Origin of the sequence: Burkholderia latens, from assembly GCF_001718795.1 — a bacterium.
In the GTDB taxonomy this organism is placed as follows: domain Bacteria; phylum Pseudomonadota; class Gammaproteobacteria; order Burkholderiales; family Burkholderiaceae; genus Burkholderia; species Burkholderia latens_A.
In genome coordinates this window covers 618994-637102 of the sequence record NZ_CP013438.1, presented here as the reverse complement: position 1 = coordinate 637102, position 18109 = coordinate 618994, and the positions used below count along the sequence as shown (strand labels likewise).

Here is an 18109-nt window from a genome sequence, read left to right as displayed (position 1 = left end):
TTCTCCTGATTATTGTGCTGCCGGTGCGAATGAGGATCGACACGCGCGGCGGGCCGCGATCGGGCGAACCGGCCTTGCGCGTCGAATGCGGCAGTGAATCACGAGTCGCGAACGTTTGCGCCCTGACTAGATACGGTTCTCTAATCGGTTGACGCGCCCCGCCCGTTCAGGCGGTGTCGCGTCGATGCGCGCGCATGCTGCAACGCACACGCGCGCCGTGCGTCACAGCTTCGCGCTCACGCGCAGCCATGCGGTGCGCCCCGGCTCCATCAACGGCGCGTTCGCGGGATAGCCGAAACCCGCGTTGCCGGCGAGGTTCAGATGCTCGGTATAGGCCTTGTTCAATACGTTGTCGACGCCGACCGAGATCTGCACTTTCTTGCTGACGTTGTACTGCGCATGCACCGACAGCACGCCGAAGCCCGCACTCGGACCGAAGTCCTTGCCGACCACGTTGCCCTCGTTCAGCGCATAGCGATGCTGCGGCGCAACGACCCGCCACAGGCCGCCTGCCGACCATGCGCCGCGCGTGTACTCCAACCCGACGCGCGCCTCGAGCGGCGGCATCTGCGGCAACGGATCGCCGCTCGTTGCATTGCGCCCCCATGCATACGCGAGCGACGTGTCGATCCGCAGCGGCGCGACTGGGCGCCATGACATACCGGCTTCTCCGCCCATGATCTGCGCGTTGACGTTCGTCGCCTGTGTGGTCGGGCCCATCATTCCGTGCGCGTAGTTGAACAGGATGTAGTCCTGCACATAGCCGGCGTATGCCGACACCCATGCATCGACGCGGTCGCTCCTGTACTGCGCGCCGATGTCGAGCTGCGTGGTCTTTTCGGGCTGCACGGCGGAGAACGCGTTGATCGAGCCGGCCGGCCCGCGTTTCGCGGAGAACAGCTCCCAGTAGTCCGGATAGCGTTGCGCGTGACCGATGCCGGCATACCAGGTGACCGGCAGCGACGCGAGATCGCGCTCGTAGCGCACGAAGCCGCTCGGCAGCACGCGCGCGCGGTCGTCGTCGAAGGTCGGATTCGGCGTGCTCGTCATCATCCCGCGCGTCGTCGCACGCTTGTCGCGCGCGCTCGCGTAATCGACCCGCGCGCCGCCGATCACGCGCGCCGTATCGCTCGCGTACCACGTCAGTTTGCCGAACGCGCCCGCGTTCCACATCGTCGCCTGCGCATTCCACGGCTGGTCGCCGTAGTTCTGTCGCCCCATCGCCGAACGCGAATCGAGCCGGTTCGACTGCGCGTCGACGCCGGTCACGAGCTTGAAGTCGTCGCCGAAGCGCAACGTTGCCGCGGCCCGCGCACCGAACGTGCGGCGCCGCACCTCGGATGCCATCCGCATCGGCATGCTGCTGGCCGGATCCGGTTGACGCAGCGTGGTGTTGTCCATCACGTGGTCGGCTTCGTTGTAGTACACGCGCGCCTCGACACGGTCGAGCACGTCGCCGAGATGCCGCTTGTCGAACGACAGGCCGAACGTTTCGCGGCGGAAATGCGCTCCGTCCATTCCGCGCCCCGCATAGCGCGCATAGCCGTCGCCGGCGCCCGCCGTCAGCTCCACGCGCGTGCGGTCGTCGGGCGTCCAGCCGAGCGCCGCATCGGCATTCCACTTGTCCCATTGCGACGGCACGGTATTGCCGTTGCCGTCCTTGTAGTCCTGCGCATGCGCGTGGTTGGCGGTCACGCGGCCGTAGACGTCCGGCGTGCCGGCCGTCACGTCGAAGTTCTGGTCGTTGCGGCCGAACGACCCGCCGACCACGCTGCCGTCGAAGCGCATGCCGGCCCGCTCGAAGCGCGGCGTCACGCGCTCGAACAGCACGGTGCCCGCCGATGCGCCGGGGCCGTACAGCACGGTTTGCGGGCCTTTCACGACCATGACCTTGTCATAGCTTTCCGGGGCGATATACGACGTCGGCGCATCCATCCGGTTCGGACACGCGCCGAGCGTCGGCAATCCGTTCGCGAGAATGTTCAGCCGCGAACCGAACATCCCGCGCAGCACGGGGTCGCCGTTCGTCCCGCCGCTGCGAATCGATGTGAAGCCGGGAATCGTCTTCAGATAGTCCGCACCGTCGCTCGCCGGCAGCGGCTGGCGCGGCGCCTTCGGATCGGTGACGACGACGAGCGGCGTCGTCAGCGGCGATGCGACGACCTCGACGGGCGGCAGCAGCGCGCCAGCGTCAGCAGTCGGCACGCCGGCGGCGGCACGCGCGGTTTCGGCGGGAGCCGCCGCGGTCATTGCGCCGACGGCAAGCGCCGGAACGGTGAATGTCAGCATGCGCGGCACGCGCCGTGCAGGGAATTGGCGCGACGCCGTCGGCGTGCGCAACGAAAAAACGGTCATGATCGAAAGCCCGAGTGACGCCCTCCACGCGGCCTCGACGGACTGCGCGGATAACGGCGATGAAAGGAACGGAGACAGCGCGTCAGGCGCGCTCGGGCGGTGCGCGCGGATAAGCGCGCGGATAACGTTCGGCGTGTGCGGCGACGGCAGGCGGCGCGGCAGCGGAAACGGTCGCGACGGGGACGAAAGCGAACGACGCGGCGGCCACGCCGCCAGCCGCGGGCATGTGCGCGAAGAAGCCGCAATAGCCGCATGCATCGAGATGCAACGCATGATCGTGCGCTGGGGCTGCGCGGGCCGCGTCATGCTTTGCACTACAGATGGTCGCATCGGGCGACGCCACGTGCGCGATGCGCCACTGCGACACCAGCGGCGCCGCGATCGCGAGCCAGATCGCGAACACGCCGAGCCAGGCGGTCAGGTGACGATGTCGGTGCAGCATGCGCGGCAATGCGTAAGCGGAATGTAAAAACAGCCGAGATGTTACCGAATGTTCGTCGCGCTGGCCAGCCGTGCACGGCGGTAAACGCACCGGGGGCGCATGGTTGTGTCGACAACCATGCGCCCCCGGGCCGATGCGCGGCTTCCGCGTGCGGCGATCACGGCACCATACGCCGCAGCACGTCGTCGCGCCGGATGAAATGGTGGTAAAGCGCGGCAAGCGCATGCAGGCCGATCACGAAATAGAACGCGTTGCCGATCAGTTCGTGCGCTTCCTTGATCGTCGGCCGCAGCGCCTTGTCGGGGCCGAACAGCGTGAACGACACGCCAATCCAGTCGAGCGATACGGGCTTGCCGCCCATGTTGATCGTCATGATCCCGAGCAGCGGCTGCGCGATGATGAATACGTACAACGCGAAATGCGCGAGCGTCGACAGCCATTTCAGCAGCGCCGCCTGCGGAATCGGCTCGGGCACGCGGCTGACCACCCGCCACAGCACGCGCAGCACCGACAGCACGAGCACGGACGTTCCCGCGAGGAAGTGGACGTTCGTCCAGAACACGCGACTGTCGCTGCCTTTCGGCCCGCGAATCTCGATGGCCAGATAAGCCAGTGCGACCAGCAGGAAGATGGCCCAGTGGAAGAAGATGGCCGGCGAACTGTAGCGCGTCTGTTTCGCGAGGATGTTTTTCATGCTGTGTCTCGTGTTTCTCGTGTGATATGCGGGGCGGGCACATGCCGCAGCGGGCCGGTGCCGCTCGGCTCCCCGATTGTAGCGTCACGCGCGGCCGGCATTGCACGACCCGGTCAAATATCGGACGAATCGGCACTCCCGCCCGAACCGGCCGCGTCATAAGGAAAATCCGCATCGCGCCCGCGCGCCACTGTGGCACGATGAAGCTTTGGTGCGACGTTGCGCGGGCATCATGAGCAAAGCGTTCTTCGTTGCGGCCTACCGGCTGATCGCCGCGTTGCTCGCGGTGTCGACCACGCTGCACAGCGTCGCCGACTACTGGCACTTGCCGAGCTTTCATCTCGGCAATTACCTCAGCTACTTCACGCAACTCAGCAGCCTGTATGCGGCGGCGATGCTTGTCGTCGGGCTGTCGCGCGTCACGCGCGCCGGCTCGGCGCGCTACGAATCGATGCGCGGCGCCGCGGTGCTGTACATGTTGATCACCGCGATCGTCTACGAACTGCTGCTCGCGCGGCTCGATGCGCTGCACCATGTCACGCCGGCGTTCAATAACTGGGTGCTGCACCGGATCGTGCCGCTCGTGGTGCTGTGCGACTGGCTGTACGTGGAGCCGCGCTCGCCAGTCCCGCGGCGCAGCGCATTTGCATGGCTCGCCTTTCCCGTCGTCTATCTCGGCTATACGCTCGTGCGCGGCGCAGTGGAGAACTGGTATCCGTACCCGTTCGTCGATCCGCGTCCGCACGGCTACCTGCCGGTCGCCATTCAATGTTCGGTGATCGCGCTGGGCGCGGCAGGACTCGCACTGGGCATTCGCTGGCTCGGCAATCATGCGAGGCAGTCTGCCACCGCGCAGCTTAAGGAAGGATGAAGGCGCGAGCGTGCGCGCCGTGCGGCGCACACGCCCCGATGCGGCGTCAGCCGCCGTTTCGCGGCAGAAAGCTCAGCGGATCGACGGCCTTGCCGTTCTGCCGGACTTCGAACTCGAACGTCGCACGGCCGCTCGCGTCGGTGCCCATCTCGGCAACCGGCTGGCCCGCGCGTACCGCATCGCCTTCGTTGACGAGCAGTTTGCCGTTGTGCCCGTACGCGGTGATGAGCCCGTTTTCATGCTTCAGGATCACGAGCGGGCCATACGCCTTGACGCCGGATCCGGCGTAGACCACTCGCCCGTTTGCCGCGGCGCGCACCGAATGGTCAGGCCCCGATGCGGCGATCACGATGCCGCGCGTCTTGCCTGCGGAGAACGGCGTTACGACGGAGCCCGTCGCGGGCCATGCCAGCGAGCCCGGTTGTGCCGTCGCCCCAGGCGGCTGCGCGAGCGACGTCGCGGCCGGCGGCGGCGCGACGCGGAGCACCTGGCCGGGCGAGACGGCGTCGTTAGGCGACATGTGGTTCCAGCTCGCCACGTCCTGCACGCGCTGCCCGTACGCGGCGGCAATGCCGGCGAGCGTGTCGCCCGGATTCACGCGGTAATAGCCGGCAATCACACCGGGCGTCGCGGCCGACGTCGACGGCGACGGCCGCACCGGCTGCCAGTTGTCGGTCCACGGCGTCATCGTACAGCCCGTCAGCGCCGCAGCCGCGACGACGAACACCGCCTGCGGCAGCCGGCGCGTCAGCGCATCGTGGATCGGAATCGTTTTTCTCAAGGGTCCTCCCGGATTTGCGTCGTTGCGCCGCTCACCGCCCTCCGGCGCGCGACGCACGATGTCCGGCCGAACGGCCGGACCAACCAGTATCCGACCGCTGTCGCGGCCGTCAGTTTCCACGGCGGGACGCCAGCGCGAAAGGCTCATCGGCCCCTTTTTCACGCGCTTTTCGCGTCGTCCCGAGCGGCAAAGATACCATTTGTCGCGGTCCGGGCCGCGACAGCTAGTTGAGCCGGCAACAATCTTGCGGGTCCGCAGGCCGCGGATCAACCAGCTACGAGCCCAGAGTTGCGGCGCGCCCGCCCCCGCCGGCCGGGACGCCACCGCCCTCCACCGTGCGCCGTCGTGCCGCCCCCCGCCGCGCAAGGCCGCCGCTCCGTTGCCGGCACCGCCACCTATACTCGGAGATGCACCGCGCCATTCAGACAACGAGGAGATAAAGATGAACAATGCGACGTTTGTGTCCGTACAGCTCAACGCCGAGGATTTCGCCGGTAGCAGCGCCCTCGTCGAACTGCTCAACCGGCACCTGCTGTTCGCGACCGACGTCGCGGAAGCAGCGGATGCGCTCGTTCAGCTCGCGAGCGTCGCGCACCTGAGCGGCGCGACGCGGCACAGCGTCGAGCTGCCGGTACTCGCGATCGAGCGGCTGCGCGATGCGCTCGACACGCTGAGCGGCTATGACGAAGCATGGCTGCAAGCGCTGGAACCGGCCGACGCGTTGTTCCGGGACCTTCGCCGCGGCCCGCGGCCGCTGCACTGACGCGCGCGGACGCCGCCAATGAAAACAGCCCGCCGTTCCGTGATGCGGAACGGCGGGCTGTGCGTACTGCGCGGGGGTGGAGCAGGCCGCGGCTGCGGCCGCCCCTCCGATGCCGGTCAACGACCGATTAACGACCCTTGTAGACCGGTGCGCCATCCGACACGCGCTTAACTTGCCAGCCGGTCTTCGCAACCGCCGGAGCGCCCGACTCTTGCTGGCCGGCCGGTTGCGCACCGTAGCCGCTCGTATCGGCGGCGGCGACGTTTTGTTGCGGGTTCAGACGGGCTTCAGCTGCCTGGATGCCTGCCGGATAGTCGGTCCGGTCGCTGCCCAGCTTGTAGCCGGCTTGTTGAAGGGCGGACAGTTCCGCCTTCACCTGCGCACGCGTCACGGGCGCATTCTGTTGAGCAAACGACACGGCGGGGACGGCGAGGACAGCAGCTGCAGCGAACGTTGCGATCAGCGATTTCATGATTACCTCCGGAATTTTTTTGCTTCGCCGCACACACCATGTCTGCAGCGATTGATCAAAGTTTAGTCCGGAGATCACCTAGGGAAAACCATGAAAGAACGAAAACACTGTTTCCGCGGAGCCAACAATTGCAGGATCCGGGACGAAAAAACCCTACTCAAAGAATAGAATTTCGCAACAATGCCGCCTCGCCCGCCCCGTTACGACCAGTTCGCGTGGAAGCTGCCGGGCTTGTCGGTGCGCTCGAACGTGTGCGCGCCGAAGAAGTCGCGCTGCGCCTGCACAAGGTTGGCCGGCAGCCGTTCCGACCGGTAGCTGTCGAAGTACGCAACCGCCGACGCGAACGCCGGGACCGGCACCCCGGCCTGCACCGCGGCCACCACGACGTCGCGCAGCGAGGCCTGGTAATTCGCGGCGATATCCTTGAAGTACGGGTCGAGCAGCAGGTTCGCGAGCGCCGGATCGTTCGCGTAGGCGTCCGTGATCTTCTGCAGGAAGCGCGCGCGGATAATGCAGCCCGCGCGGAAGATCTTCGCGATCGTGCCGAGATCGAGATTCCAGCCGTATTCCTCCGACGCCGTGCGCAACTGCGCGAAACCCTGCGCGTACGAGATCACCTTGCTCAGGTACAGCGCGCGGCGCACTGCTTCGACGAACGCCGCACGATCGCCGGCGAACGGCGCGGCGGCCGGGCCCGACAGGATCTTGCTGGCCGCGACGCGTTCGGTCTTCAGCGACGACAGCACGCGCGCGAACACCGACTCGGTGATCAGCGGCAGCGGCACGCCGAGATCCAGCGCGTTCTGGCTCGTCCACTTGCCGGTGCCCTTTTGCGCGGCGCGATCGAGGATCACGTCGACCAGATGCTTGCCGGTTTCGTCGTCCTTCTTGGCGAAGATCTTCGACGTGATCTCGATCAGATAGCTGTCGAGCTCGCCCTGGTTCCACTCGGTATACACCGCGCCGAGTTCGTCATTTGTCAGACCCGCGACGTCCTTCAGCACCGCGTAGCTCTCCGCGATCAGCTGCATGTCGCCGTACTCGATACCGTTGTGGACCATCTTCACATAGTGGCCCGCACCGTCCGGGCCCATGTATGCGACGCACGGTTCGCCGTCCGACGGCGCCTTTGCGGCGATCTGCTTGAGGATCGGCTCCACGAGGTCGTACGCGTCACGCTGGCCGCCGGGCATGATCGACGGGCCGCGCAGCGCGCCCTCCTCGCCGCCCGACACGCCGGTGCCGATGAAGTGCAGGCCCGACTGCGCGAGCTCCTGGTTGCGGCGGATCGTGTCGGTGAAGTGCGTGTTGCCGCCGTCGATCAGCACGTCGCCCTTCTCGAGCAGCGGCTTGAGCGATGCGATCGTCGCATCGGTCGCTTCGCCGGCCTTCACCATCATCAGGATCCGGCGCGGCGTTTCGAGCGACGCGACGAACTCCTCGAGCGTGTAGGTCGGCACCAGATTGCGGCCGGGGAATTCGGCGATCAGTTCGTCGGTTTTCTCGCGGCTGCGGTTGTACACCGACACCGCGTAACCGCGGCTCTCGATATTGAGTGCGAGATTGCGGCCCATCACCGCGAGCCCGATCACACCGATTGCTTGTTTGCCCATTAGTCAATTCTCCGGAAAAAACGGGGCGCGACCCGAGCCGGGTCGCGCGCACAGGCGAAAGGATAGTGGAAACCCGGCGGCGATGCGCGCCGGCGTGTCATTGCTCCGCGTGCGGCAGTCGGTGGAACACGACGCTCAGGTTGTTGGCGGGCATTTCGACGACTTCGGCGCAGTCGAGCCCGAGATCGAGGCCGAGCGCGACGACCGCCTCGAGATCGCGCACACCCCACGAAGGATCGCGGCTGCGCAACTGCTGGTCGAACGCTTCGTTGGACGGCGACGTGTGGCGGCCTTCGCGGCGATATGGGCCATACAGGAACAATACGCCGCCCGGGCGCAGCACGCGTGCCGCCCCGGCAAACAGTGCTTCGGTGCAGGCCCACGGCGAGATGTGGACCATGTTGATGCAGACGATCGCGTCGAGCGCCGCGCTCGGCCATACCGGGTCGCGCACGTCGAATGCGAGCGGTTCGGCGAGGTTCGCGAGGCCCGCGTGCGCGACCCACGCAGCGATCGAACGGCGTGCGTGCGCGTCGGGGTCGCTCGGTTGCCAGCGCAGGCCGGGCAGCGCCTGCGCGAAGTGCGCCGCATGCTGCCCGGTGCCGCTCGCGATCTCCAGCACGCTGCCGGTTGCCGGCAGCACGCGGCGCAGCACGTCGAGGATCGGCCCGCGATTGCGCTCCGCGGCCGGCGCCGACAGGCGGGCGGACGAATCGTGCGATGCCGCGGGCCCGGTCACGATGCACGCTCCGCCGCATCGCACGCGATGCCGAGCCGCGCGTTCAACGCATCGAGCGCGGGCGCGCAGCGCGCCTCGAGCTTCAGCGTCAGCATCGGATCGGCACGCGTATGGCCAAGGTTCAGCGCGGCGACGGGCTTTTGCTGTGCCTGCGCCCACACGCAGAAGCGGTAGCCGGAATACACCATCAGCGACGAGCCGACGACCAGCAGCGCATCGGCCGCGTCGAGCGCCTGCGACGCCAACGCGACGCGTTCGCGCGGCACGTTTTCGCCGAAGAACACCACCGCCGGCTTCAGCAGCCCACCGCACGCCGGGCAGGCCGGAATGCGAAACGTGTCGAACGCGGCCCATTCGAGGTGCGCGTCGCCGTCCGCGGCCGGTTCGGCCTGCGCGCCCAGCAGTTCGGGATTGTCCGTTTCGAGCACGGTCTGGATCGTCGCGCGCGGATGATGCGCGCCGCAATCGAGGCATGTAACGCCGTGGATGCCGCCATGCAATTCGATCACGTCGCTGCTGCCGGCGCGCTGATGCAGCCCGTCGACATTTTGCGTGACGAGGCGCTCGATCCGGCCGCTGCGGCCGAGCCGTGCAAGCGCGGCGTGCGAGCGGTTCGGCTGCGCGCGGCCGACCACGGGCCAGCCGATCATGCTGCGCGCCCAGTAGCGCCGTCGCGCGGCGTCGGATCCGAGGAATTCGTGGAGCTGGATCGGCGGCGAGCGCATCCATTGACCGTTGCGGTCGCGATAGCCGGGAATGCCGGAATCCGTGCTGATGCCCGCGCCAGTCAGAACGAGCAGCCGCGGATGGCGCTCGACGAAGCTGTGAAGTGAATCGACCACGGCCGGATCGATACTGGCGGACGAGGAATCGTTATGGTGGGTGTCGTTCATGTCGGCGACGCATGTTCACGCGCCGGGCGCCCCGTGCGGGCGCACGGGCAGCCGACGCTGCCAGCACATGATACCGAACGCCGCGCAATCGGGCGTACGTCCGCGCGTGAATCGCGCGCTGCAAAAAAAGACGCCCATCAGCCACATGGCGATGGGCGCTTCAACAATTGATCCATCGGGGTAGTGGATCAACTGACAGCACAATGTCGTCGAAGCCGCCGCGGTGCGGCCGGCGGCCCGTTCCCCTGGACTACCGCTTCGAATACCTGAAATCGCGCGAACCGCCGCGCCCCCCCCCTTTCGCTGTTACCCGGCCCGGTCTTGTCGATTCGACGCACATGGCCGCGGGCGGCATGCGGATGCATGCCACCGGCGCGGCGCACGGGCGTTTCGCCCGTCTGAATGACGATCCGGAAATCATGCTCGCCCATCTGCGCGCACGGGCGGTTCCTCCGCGACGGCCGGCCGGCATCGGCCGGCTTCATGCGTCACGCACGCACGCCGTCGTTCGGAACACACCCGCGTGGTTCGGATGGAACTGAAAGCCGTGCGCTTACGTCGCCGCCACCCACGGCGAAGCGAACGCACTGGCAGGTCGGCGATTCATGTTTGCAACACGATACGTTGCGATTCGGTCTGTTCTCATTGTCTTGTCCCCGTCTTGGATGCGTCCGACCTACTGAAGCGATTGCCCGGCCCGTTGCTGCACCGGCGATCGCCCTCACGGCGCACACAGACATGCAAGGAGCGCACCATGCGTCGCGGCGCAAGGCTGCACGGGCCCTCAATTGCCTCCGATGCACGTCTCGCGACTGCGCATATGCGCGAATGTTTCGAAAGTGAAACTACGGGCAACCGCGCGCAGGCGCGGGCGGCCGGCCGCGACGCCGCCGTTGCGGGAATGGAACGGGCGCCGGTCTCGCGAGCACATCGGCACGACGCCGACGATCCGCTTACAATCGCCCAATCCCGCCCGCGCGAGCAGCGACGATCGAATACGCTCGTCGAACCTGCGCGCCCCGTCTTCAAGGATTCGACATGACCCAGCCCGCCTCCGATCGCGCCGACGTCGCGCGCCGCGTGTTCTCGGCCGAGCGGCTGTCGATCGGCCTGACGCTGCCGCTGTTGCGCAGCGGCCGGACGGTCGCCGATTTCAACGAGCAGCTCGAGCTCGCCGAACTCGCCGATTCGCTGGGCTTCCGCGCGCTATGGATTCGCGACGTGCCGCTGAACAGCGACGACTACCCCGACCCGGTCGGGCATCTCGACCCGTGGGTCCTGCTTGGCGCGCTCGCGTCGCGCACGCGCCGGATCGTGCTCGCGAGCGGCGCGATCGTGCTGCCGCTGCGCCATCCGCTGCACATAGCGAAAGGCGCGCTGTCGGTCGCGACGCTGTCCGGCGGCCGCTTCATTCTCGGGCTCGGCTCCGGCGATAGACCGGCCGAATACGCGGCGTTCGGCGTCGACGCGGATACGCGGCGCGACCGTTATCGCCGCCACTGGGACGTCGTCGCGGCCGCGCTCGGCGTGCCATCGCGCGTGCTGCCCGACGAGACGCCGCCCGGCGCGCCCGACTTCGCGCTGCTGCCGCGCGGCGGCGATCCGGTGCCGATGCTAGCCGTCGGCTCGGGCGGACAAAGCGTCGACTGGATCGCGCGCAACGCGATCGGCTGGATGACGTATCACCGCGACCCGGACACGCAGCGCGCGCGTCATTCGATGTGGCGTGCGGCCGTCGACCGGCTCGCGCAACCGGCGTTTCGCGGTTTCGGCGTGTCGATGCGAGTCGATCTCGATGCGAATCGCAACGCGCCGGCCACCGCGCTGTCGCTCGGCTACGCGACCGGGCGCAACGCGCTGATCGACATCCTGCGCGACATGCAGGCGGCCGGCACGCACCACGTCACGCTCAATCCGGGCTCGAACCGGCCTGTGCGCGAGGTCGTCCAGGAAATCGCCGAGCACGTACTGCCGGCTTTTGACGACGGGGACGGTTGATTCGTCAGGAATCCGCAACGCCCCCGAGTCGCGTGCGTCCGCCGCCCGGGCGGCGCGCGCAACGAATCGACGCGCCGCCCGACGCACAATTCATTCCCGGCCCGACCGCGGCCGGCGCCGCGTGGCCGAGTGACGATGCAGCCGAACGGACGCGCCGAACTCGGATCGCGATGGTCCCGGCGATGCGCCGGCTGCTGTCGAGGCGCGACGGCCCAACCGGACGGTCGCCGGCTGCGTGCATGCCCGATTTGGAGAGTCGCCGACGGAACTATTCGGTCCAGATCGCGATCATGTTAACTTCCGTCCATCGACACGACCGCCGGGCCACGCATCGATGCGCGCCCGCATGCCCACCCATGCGACATTTCCTGCTCGGCTGGCTGCTCGCCGCCGTCGTATCGGCTGCCCATGCGGCCGCCCCGGCCCCTGCCGCCGCATCGGCTGCCTCCGGCGCCGCGCCCGCGCTGACGCCGCAACAGGCGCAACAGGCGCTCTCCGTGCTGCAGAACCCGCGCGAACGCCAACAGGTCGAGACGACATTGCGCGCGATCGCGGCCGTCGGCGTGCTCAGCACGCCCGCGCTGCCTGCGAGCGGCGCCGCGCCGGCCAGCGCGGCCTCGGGTGCGACTGCGGCGGCGCTTACGACGAACGGCCTCGCATCGATGGTCGTCCGGCAAGGGTCGCACTGGGCCGTGGAAATCGGCCGCTCGCTGAACGAATCGCTGCGCTCGCTGCTCGACGTCGGTTCGGTCGGCGTCTGGTGGCATGAGCGTCTCGCGAATGCCGACGAACGCGCGGACCTCGCGCGTGCGCTCGCGATCATCCTCGCCGTGCTCGTGCCCGCGATCGTCGTCGAATGGGTCGCGAAGCGGCTGCTGCGGCGCGCCCTCGCCGCACTGAGCGCGCGTCGCGCCGAAGCGCCGGAACACGCAGACACCGAACCCTCCGGAACCGAGCCGCCACGCACGGGAGACGATGCCGCGCCGGCATCCGAAGCCGACGCCACCCTGGCCGGCACCGCAGCCGCGACCGGCACGACCGGCGCGCGCTCAGCGTCGGTGCAAGGCCGCGGCCACGCGCGGCGCCAGACCACGCTGCTGCGCCGGATGCCGCGCGCGCTCGTCAGCCTCGCGCTGCGCGCGGTGCCGTTGCTGGTGTTCGTCGGCGTCGCGAGCCTCACGATGTCGGTTCTCGACGGCGCCGACACGCCGACCGGAACCGCGCTCGAATCGCTGATCGACATCTACGTGATCTGCCGCCTCGTGACCATCGTCAGCCGGCTGTTTTTCCAGCCGGATGCGCGACAGCTTCGGCTGCTGCACATCAGCGACGCATGGGCCGCGTTCGCACAGCGTTCGATCGCGCGGATCGCGATCGTCGTCGGCGCCTGCACGGCCGCCGTCGAGATCGCGGGCAGCTTCGGCCTCAGCGACGCCGGTCACGTCGCGCTGTTGAAGGCCGTTGCGCTCGTCGGCCACCTGATGGTCTCGGCGTTGATCCTGCGATGCCGCCAGCCGGTTGCCGTGCGCCTCCGCGCGGCCGGCGAAACGCGCCCCGCGTTCGCGACGGTAGCCCATGCGCTCGCCGACGCGTGGGCGCCCGTGTCGGTGTTCGTCGTGATGGCGTTGTGGTTCGTGTGGGCGCTGGACGTCCACAACGGCTACCGCGTGCTGATCTCGCTCGGGGGCCGCTCGATCGCCGTGATGATCGGGATGCGGATCGTATCGATCGTCGTGTTCGGCGCGCTCGCGCGGCTGTTCCAGCGGCGCGACGACGATCGCACGCTCGTCCATCTGCACGCGTATCGCTATTACCCGCTGGTGCGCCGCATCGTGTCGGCGGTGATTGCGGTCCTGACCGTCGTGCTGCTGTTGCAGATCTGGGGCGTGCCGATCTTCCGCGCGTTCGAGAGCGGCACGATCGGTCATCGGCTCGCGTCCGCGCTGATGACGATCGCGATCGCAGCCGTCATCGCGCTGATCGTGTGGGAAACCGCGAACATCGCGATCGAGCGCCGCCTGCAGCTGTGGACGCGCGAAGGCAACCTCGTGCGCGCGGCGCGGCTGCGCACGCTGTTGCCGATGCTGCGCTCGCTCCTGTTCATCATGATCGCGCTCGTCGTCGTGCTGACGGGCCTGAGCGAAATCGGCGTCAACGTCGGGCCGCTGCTCGCGGGCGCGAGCATCTTCGGCGTTGCACTCGGCTTCGGCTCGCAGAAGCTCGTGCAGGATTTCATTACCGGGATCTTCCTGCTGATGGAGAACGCGATGCAGGTCGGCGACTGGGTCACGCTCGCGGGCGTGTCGGGCACGGTCGAATACCTGTCGATCCGCACCGTGCGGCTGCGCGCCGGCGACGGGTCGCTTTACACGATCCCGTTCAGTTCGGTGACGACCGTCAACAACACGAATCGCGGGCTCGGCAATGCAGCCGTGAAGGTGAGCATCGCGTACGGGCAGGACATCGATCAGGCAATCGCGACGCTGAAGGAAATCGGCGCCGCGTTGCGCGACGATCCGAATTACAAAGACGGCATCCTGTCGGACTTCAGCTACTGGGGCGTCGATCAGGTCGACGGCGCGACCATCACGCTCGCCGGGCAGATGCAATGCAAGGATTCCGCGCGCTGGGGCGTGCAACGCGAATTCAACCGGCGCATCGCGGTGATGTTCCGCGAACGCGGGATCTGGATCGCGAATCCGCAGCGCAGCGTCGTCGCGTATGACCCGGGCTCGCGGGCTGTCGCCGGCGCGAACAACGACGGCAACGATAGCGTTGGCAACGCGGGCGGCCCGCCGATTGCCGAACCGCAGCCGCCGGCTGCACCGGCGCGCAAGCCGGGCTGAGTGCGCGGCCGCCGTGCATCGCACCGCGCCGCGCCGATGCCGCTGAATGGCTGATCTCCGCGCTCAGCGCGCGCTCTTCCTCGTGCGTTGAACGCGTTTCGATAGGTTCGCCGGCGCAGCCGAATTCGCACCCGCGCGCGGGTCGGCGCCCGCCGCGTCGCGCTGCGCATGCCAGTGTTCGAGCAGCACGCGTGTCTGTTCGGCAATGGTCGCCAGCACGAGCGCGCCGCCTTCTCCGTCGAAACTGTCCCAGTCGAGCAATTGCAGCGTCGAGCGGGGCACGAGGTGGAATACCGTCAGCTGTCCGAACAGGCTCATCGCGCGCAGTCGCGTGACCGGATCGTCTGCCGGCCGCCCCGAGATCCGGCCGATCAGTTCGGCACTTACGTCGTTGAGCGGCTTGCGCACGCGCTTCATCAGGATTTCCGTCGCGCCCGCCGGCTCCTGCCCGAGCTGCTCGCGCGCGAAGAACAACCGCTGCCCGAGCGTCTTCGGCACCGTGAACATCCGGTCGGCCAGCATCCGGAGAATGCCGATGAACGCGTCGATCAGCGCATCGACGTCCGCATCCGCATCCAGCACCGCCCGTGCATGCTCGACCGCCGGGCCGAGCACGCTCCAGCCGAGTTCGGCCATCGCGTCGACGCACGCGCGATAGACGCCTTCCTTGTTCTCGAAGTAGTACTGCAGCGCCGGTGCATTGACGCCCGCCTTTGCGGCGATGTCGCGCGTCGATGCACCGGCGAACCCGAATTCGCCAAACAGCTCGATCGCAGCGTCGATGATCCGCTGGCGCGTCTCGTCGCCGCGCGCATAGCCGCCTGCCGATGTGCGACGCAGCTTCTTCGCTTCGTTCATGCGTTCCTCGTCATTCGATCGATCGACATTCTACTTGACACAATTTTATCAACTGGAATAATTCTTCCGACCGGAATAAATTGGATAACCACATGTCCACGCAGCAAGACCCGCCATCGAAAGCAGATCGTCAGGAAACCGCATCATCGCCGCGCAACGGGGGCTCGAAGCGGCGCATCCTGATCGCCGTCGTCGTGGTCGCGGCGATCGGCGGCGCCGTATGGTTCGGCCGCTGGTGGACTGTCGGCCGCTTCATCGAAAGCACCAACGACGCGTACCTGCAGGCCGACAGCATGACGGCCGCGCCGAAAGTCGCCGGTTACGTGACCGACGTCTACGTGCGCGACAACCAGACCGTGAAAGCCGGCGACCCGCTCGTGCGTCTCGACGTCCGCCAGTACCAGGTCGCGCTCGCGCAATCGACCGCGACCGTCGACGCACGCCGTGCCGACATCGCTCGCGCCGAAGCGGAGATCGGCCAGCAGCGCGCGAACCTCGAGCAGGCCGAAGCGCAGGCGAAGGTTTCTCGGATCAGCGCGCGGCACGCGAGCGACGAGTACGCGCGCTATGCGCCGCTCGCGGCGACCGGTGCCGAAACGCATGAGCACGTCGCGGATTTGAAGAGCACGCGCGACCAGGGCGCCGCGACACTTGCGGCGAACCTTGCGGCGATCGCCGCGGCCCGCACGCAGATCGCATCGTTCACCGCGCAGTTGCAACAGGCGCGCGCGCAGCTCGAAGCGGCACAGGCCAGCGCCTCGCAGGCCCAACTGGACCTCGACAACACGATCGTGCGCAGCACGCTCGACGGCCGCGTCGGCGACCGCACGGTGCGCGTCGGCCAGTACGTGCAGCCCGGCACGCGACTGTTGACCGTCGTGCCGGTGGATTCGATCTACCTCGTCGCGAACTTCAAGGAAACGCAGATCGGCCGGATGCGCATCGGCCAGCCGGTCGAGCTGCACGTCGATGCGCTGCCGGATGACACACTCGCCGGCACCGTCGACAGCTTCGCTCCGGGCACCGGCGCGCAATTCGCGCTGCTGCCGCCCGAGAACGCAACCGGCAACTTCACGAAGATCGTGCAGCGCGTGCCGGTGCGCATCCGCCTCGCCGCGAACGCGCGAGCGCAACGGATGCTGGTGCCCGGGCTGTCCGTGACCGTCGACGTCGATACGCGTTCGGACGGCGCCGGGAAGCAACATGGCTGACGCCGCAAACACCGCCTCGCCGCACGAAGGCCGCGCGAGCGTCACCGACTGGATCGCGGTCGCCGCCGGTGCGCTCGGCGCGTTGATGGCGACGCTGGACATCTCGATCACGAACTCCGCGCTGCCGCAGATCCAGGGCGAAATCGGCGCGACCGGCACCGAAGGCACATGGATCTCGACCGGCTACCTGATGTCGGAAATCGTGATGATCCCGCTCGCCGCATGGCTCACGCGCGTATTCGGACTCCGCAACTTCCTGCTGACGAATGCGGCGCTGTTCATCGCGTTCTCGATGATGTGCGGGTGGTCGAACTCGCTCGCGATGATGATCGCCGGACGCATCGGCCAGGGCTTCACCGGCGGCGCATTGATCCCGACCGCGCAAACCATCATCCGGACGCGGCTGCCGCTGTCGCAGTTGCCGGTGGGGATGACGCTGTTCGGACTGATCGTGCTGCTCGGCCCGCTGTTCGGCCCCGTGCTCGGCGGCTGGCTCGCGGAGAACGTCAGCTGGAGCTGGTGCTTCTTCCTGAACCTGCCGGTGTGCGCGGTGCTGATGGCGCTGCTGGTGTTCGGACTGCCGTCGGACAAGCCGCAATGGCAAACGTTCTTCAACGCGGACTGGCTCGGGATCGCGGGCCTCGCGATCGGGCTGAGTTCGCTGACGGTCGTGCTCGAGGAAGGTCAGCGCGAACGCTGGTTCGAGTCGCACATGATCGTCACGCTCAGCTACGTGTCGCTCGCCGGGATGATCCTGATCGCGCTGTCACAACGCTTCGCGAAACGGCCGATCATGCGCCTGTCGCTGATGCGCAATCCGCGTTATGCCAGCGTGATCGTGATCGTGTCCGCGGTCGGCGCGGGTTTGTACGGCGTGTCGTACCTGCTGCCGCAGTTCCTCGCTATCGTGGCGGGCTACAACGCGGAGCAGGCGGGCGCAATCATGCTGCTGTCGGGCCTGCCCGCGTTTCTCGTAATGCCGATCCTGCCGCGCCTGCTCGGCAAGGTCGACTTCCGCATTCTCGTCATCTCGGGGCTGCTGCTGTTCTGCCTGAGCTGCATGCTCGACATCAGCCTCACCGCACAGAGCGTCGGCCACGACTTCGTATGGTCGCAACTCATTCGCGGCGTCGCGCAGATGCTTGCGATGATGCCGCTGAACCAGGCATCGATGGCGGCTGTCGCGCGCGAGGATTCCGGCGACGCGGCCGGGCTCTACAACATGGCGCGCAATCTCGGCGGCTCGATCGGGCTCGCGATCATCGGCACCGTAATCGACCGGCGTACGACCTTCCATGCGGCCGCGATTCGCGAATCGGTGAGCGCGAATTCGCTGATCGGGCAGGAGCGGCTGTCCGCCTATGCGGCGAACTGGTTCGCACATACGGGCGACCTCGCCTATTCGAACCTGCGCGCGCTCGGCCAGCTTGCCCAGCAAATCCAGATCCAGGCCATCGTGATGACCTACTCCGAAACTTTCTACGTGCTCGGCCTCGTGCTGCTCGCGTGCGTGCCGCTCGCGATGCTGCTGAAGACACCGCGCGGCCCGCAGCCGACATCGTCCGGCCACTGA

16 protein-coding genes are annotated in these 18109 nt (G+C 67.6%); 7 read left to right on the top strand and 9 right to left on the bottom strand.

The window, feature by feature from the left end; all coding sequences use genetic code 11:
* Positions 1 to 222: 222 nt before the first annotated feature.
* The 3 genes from WK25_RS22185 to WK25_RS22175 all read right to left on the bottom strand — a co-directional run bounded on the left by WK25_RS22185 (position 223) and on the right by WK25_RS22175 (position 3491).
* Entirely contained in the window at positions 223 to 2355 is a 2133-nt protein-coding gene (locus WK25_RS22185) for a TonB-dependent copper receptor (protein ID WP_069242754.1), read from the bottom strand.
* An 82-nt stretch (positions 2356 to 2437) separates the two neighbouring features.
* Positions 2438 to 2797: a DUF2946 domain-containing protein gene (locus tag WK25_RS22180; protein ID WP_059544769.1), complete on the bottom strand. Its 360-nt coding sequence runs from the start codon at positions 2795 to 2797 to the stop codon at positions 2438 to 2440.
* A 157-nt stretch (positions 2798 to 2954) separates the two neighbouring features.
* Positions 2955 to 3491, bottom strand: coding sequence for a cytochrome b (locus WK25_RS22175; protein ID WP_040139394.1), 537 nt, complete (start codon positions 3489 to 3491; stop codon positions 2955 to 2957).
* Between the two features lie 232 nt (positions 3492 to 3723).
* Here WK25_RS22175 and WK25_RS22170 point away from each other — a divergent pair, with 232 nt between their 5' ends.
* Entirely contained in the window at positions 3724 to 4362 is a 639-nt protein-coding gene (locus WK25_RS22170; protein ID WP_059544771.1) for a Pr6Pr family membrane protein, read from the top strand.
* Positions 4363 to 4408: 46 nt separating this feature from the next.
* Here the strand turns inward: WK25_RS22170 and WK25_RS22165 are convergent, their stop codons facing one another.
* A complete protein-coding gene (locus WK25_RS22165; protein WP_069242753.1) occupies positions 4409 to 5143 on the bottom strand; it encodes a peptidoglycan DD-metalloendopeptidase family protein in 735 nt (244 codons plus the stop codon).
* A gap of 442 nt (positions 5144 to 5585) precedes the next feature.
* Between WK25_RS22165 and WK25_RS22160 the strand changes: the two genes are divergently transcribed.
* Positions 5586 to 5906, top strand: a complete 321-nt coding sequence (locus WK25_RS22160; protein ID WP_059544775.1) for a hypothetical protein — start codon at positions 5586 to 5588, stop codon at positions 5904 to 5906.
* Positions 5907 to 6033: 127 nt separating this feature from the next.
* On the opposite strand, the gene WK25_RS22155 is transcribed toward WK25_RS22160, so the two are convergent.
* The 4 genes from WK25_RS22155 to WK25_RS22140 form a co-directional block, all read right to left on the bottom strand.
* Positions 6034 to 6378 carry a DUF4148 domain-containing protein gene (locus WK25_RS22155; RefSeq protein WP_059544777.1) on the bottom strand — a complete coding sequence of 115 codons (345 nt, stop codon included), beginning with the start codon at positions 6376 to 6378 and terminating at the stop codon, positions 6034 to 6036.
* Between the two features lie 200 nt (positions 6379 to 6578).
* A complete protein-coding gene (gene gndA, locus WK25_RS22150) occupies positions 6579 to 7991 on the bottom strand; it encodes an NADP-dependent phosphogluconate dehydrogenase (RefSeq protein WP_040139389.1) in 1413 nt (470 codons plus the stop codon).
* A 97-nt stretch (positions 7992 to 8088) separates the two neighbouring features.
* Complete coding sequence (locus WK25_RS22145; protein ID WP_069242752.1) at positions 8089 to 8730, bottom strand: DUF938 domain-containing protein; 642 nt, start codon at positions 8728 to 8730, stop codon at positions 8089 to 8091.
* Positions 8727 to 9623, bottom strand: coding sequence for an NAD-dependent protein deacetylase (locus tag WK25_RS22140; protein WP_069242751.1), 897 nt, complete (start codon positions 9621 to 9623; stop codon positions 8727 to 8729). Before WK25_RS22140 ends, WK25_RS22145 begins: the two co-directional genes overlap by 4 nt.
* Positions 9624 to 9826: 203 nt before the next feature.
* On the opposite strand from WK25_RS22140, the gene WK25_RS32160 reads away from it, so the two are divergent.
* The 3 genes from WK25_RS32160 to WK25_RS22115 all read left to right on the top strand — a co-directional run bounded on the left by WK25_RS32160 (position 9827) and on the right by WK25_RS22115 (position 14467).
* A complete protein-coding gene (locus tag WK25_RS32160; RefSeq protein WP_226209333.1) occupies positions 9827 to 10165 on the top strand; it encodes a hypothetical protein in 339 nt (112 codons plus the stop codon).
* A gap of 496 nt (positions 10166 to 10661) precedes the next feature.
* Positions 10662 to 11621 carry an LLM class oxidoreductase gene (locus tag WK25_RS22125; protein ID WP_069242748.1) on the top strand — a complete coding sequence of 320 codons (960 nt, stop codon included), beginning with the start codon at positions 10662 to 10664 and terminating at the stop codon, positions 11619 to 11621.
* Between the two features lie 356 nt (positions 11622 to 11977).
* Positions 11978 to 14467: a mechanosensitive ion channel domain-containing protein gene (locus WK25_RS22115; protein WP_069242746.1), complete on the top strand. Its 2490-nt coding sequence runs from the start codon at positions 11978 to 11980 to the stop codon at positions 14465 to 14467.
* Positions 14468 to 14530: 63 nt separating this feature from the next.
* Here WK25_RS22115 and WK25_RS22110 read toward each other — a convergent pair whose 3' ends face one another.
* Positions 14531 to 15325, bottom strand: a complete 795-nt coding sequence (locus tag WK25_RS22110) for a CerR family C-terminal domain-containing protein (RefSeq protein WP_069242745.1) — start codon at positions 15323 to 15325, stop codon at positions 14531 to 14533.
* 92 nt (positions 15326 to 15417) lie between these two features.
* On the opposite strand from WK25_RS22110, the gene WK25_RS22105 reads away from it, so the two are divergent.
* Entirely contained in the window at positions 15418 to 16536 is a 1119-nt protein-coding gene (locus tag WK25_RS22105) for an HlyD family secretion protein (RefSeq protein WP_069242744.1), read from the top strand.
* The gene (locus WK25_RS22100) at positions 16529 to 18109 is read left to right on the top strand and encodes an MDR family MFS transporter (RefSeq protein ID WP_069242743.1); all 1581 of its coding nucleotides are present in this window, start codon (positions 16529 to 16531) and stop codon (positions 18107 to 18109) included. The genes WK25_RS22105 and WK25_RS22100 overlap by 8 nt, the downstream gene beginning before the upstream one ends.

Coding starts and splice junctions, on each gene's coding strand:
- WK25_RS22110 (WP_069242745.1), bottom strand. CDS start 15,325: ATGAACGAAGCGAAGAAGCTGCGTCGCACATCGGCAGGCGGCTATGCG.
- WK25_RS22185 (WP_069242754.1), bottom strand. CDS start 2,355: ATGACCGTTTTTTCGTTGCGCACGCCGACGGCGTCGCGCCAATTCCCT.
- WK25_RS22175 (WP_040139394.1), bottom strand. CDS start 3,491: ATGAAAAACATCCTCGCGAAACAGACGCGCTACAGTTCGCCGGCCATC.
- WK25_RS22140 (WP_069242751.1), bottom strand. CDS start 9,623: ATGAACGACACCCACCATAACGATTCCTCGTCCGCCAGTATCGATCCG.
- WK25_RS22170 (WP_059544771.1), top strand. CDS start 3,724: ATGAGCAAAGCGTTCTTCGTTGCGGCCTACCGGCTGATCGCCGCGTTG.
- WK25_RS22100 (WP_069242743.1), top strand. CDS start 16,529: ATGGCTGACGCCGCAAACACCGCCTCGCCGCACGAAGGCCGCGCGAGC.
- WK25_RS22125 (WP_069242748.1), top strand. CDS start 10,662: ATGACCCAGCCCGCCTCCGATCGCGCCGACGTCGCGCGCCGCGTGTTC.
- WK25_RS32160 (WP_226209333.1), top strand. CDS start 9,827: ATGTCGTCGAAGCCGCCGCGGTGCGGCCGGCGGCCCGTTCCCCTGGAC.
- gndA (WP_040139389.1), bottom strand. CDS start 7,991: ATGGGCAAACAAGCAATCGGTGTGATCGGGCTCGCGGTGATGGGCCGC.
- WK25_RS22180 (WP_059544769.1), bottom strand. CDS start 2,797: ATGCTGCACCGACATCGTCACCTGACCGCCTGGCTCGGCGTGTTCGCG.
- WK25_RS22105 (WP_069242744.1), top strand. CDS start 15,418: ATGTCCACGCAGCAAGACCCGCCATCGAAAGCAGATCGTCAGGAAACC.
- WK25_RS22160 (WP_059544775.1), top strand. CDS start 5,586: ATGAACAATGCGACGTTTGTGTCCGTACAGCTCAACGCCGAGGATTTC.
- WK25_RS22115 (WP_069242746.1), top strand. CDS start 11,978: ATGCGACATTTCCTGCTCGGCTGGCTGCTCGCCGCCGTCGTATCGGCT.
- WK25_RS22155 (WP_059544777.1), bottom strand. CDS start 6,378: ATGAAATCGCTGATCGCAACGTTCGCTGCAGCTGCTGTCCTCGCCGTC.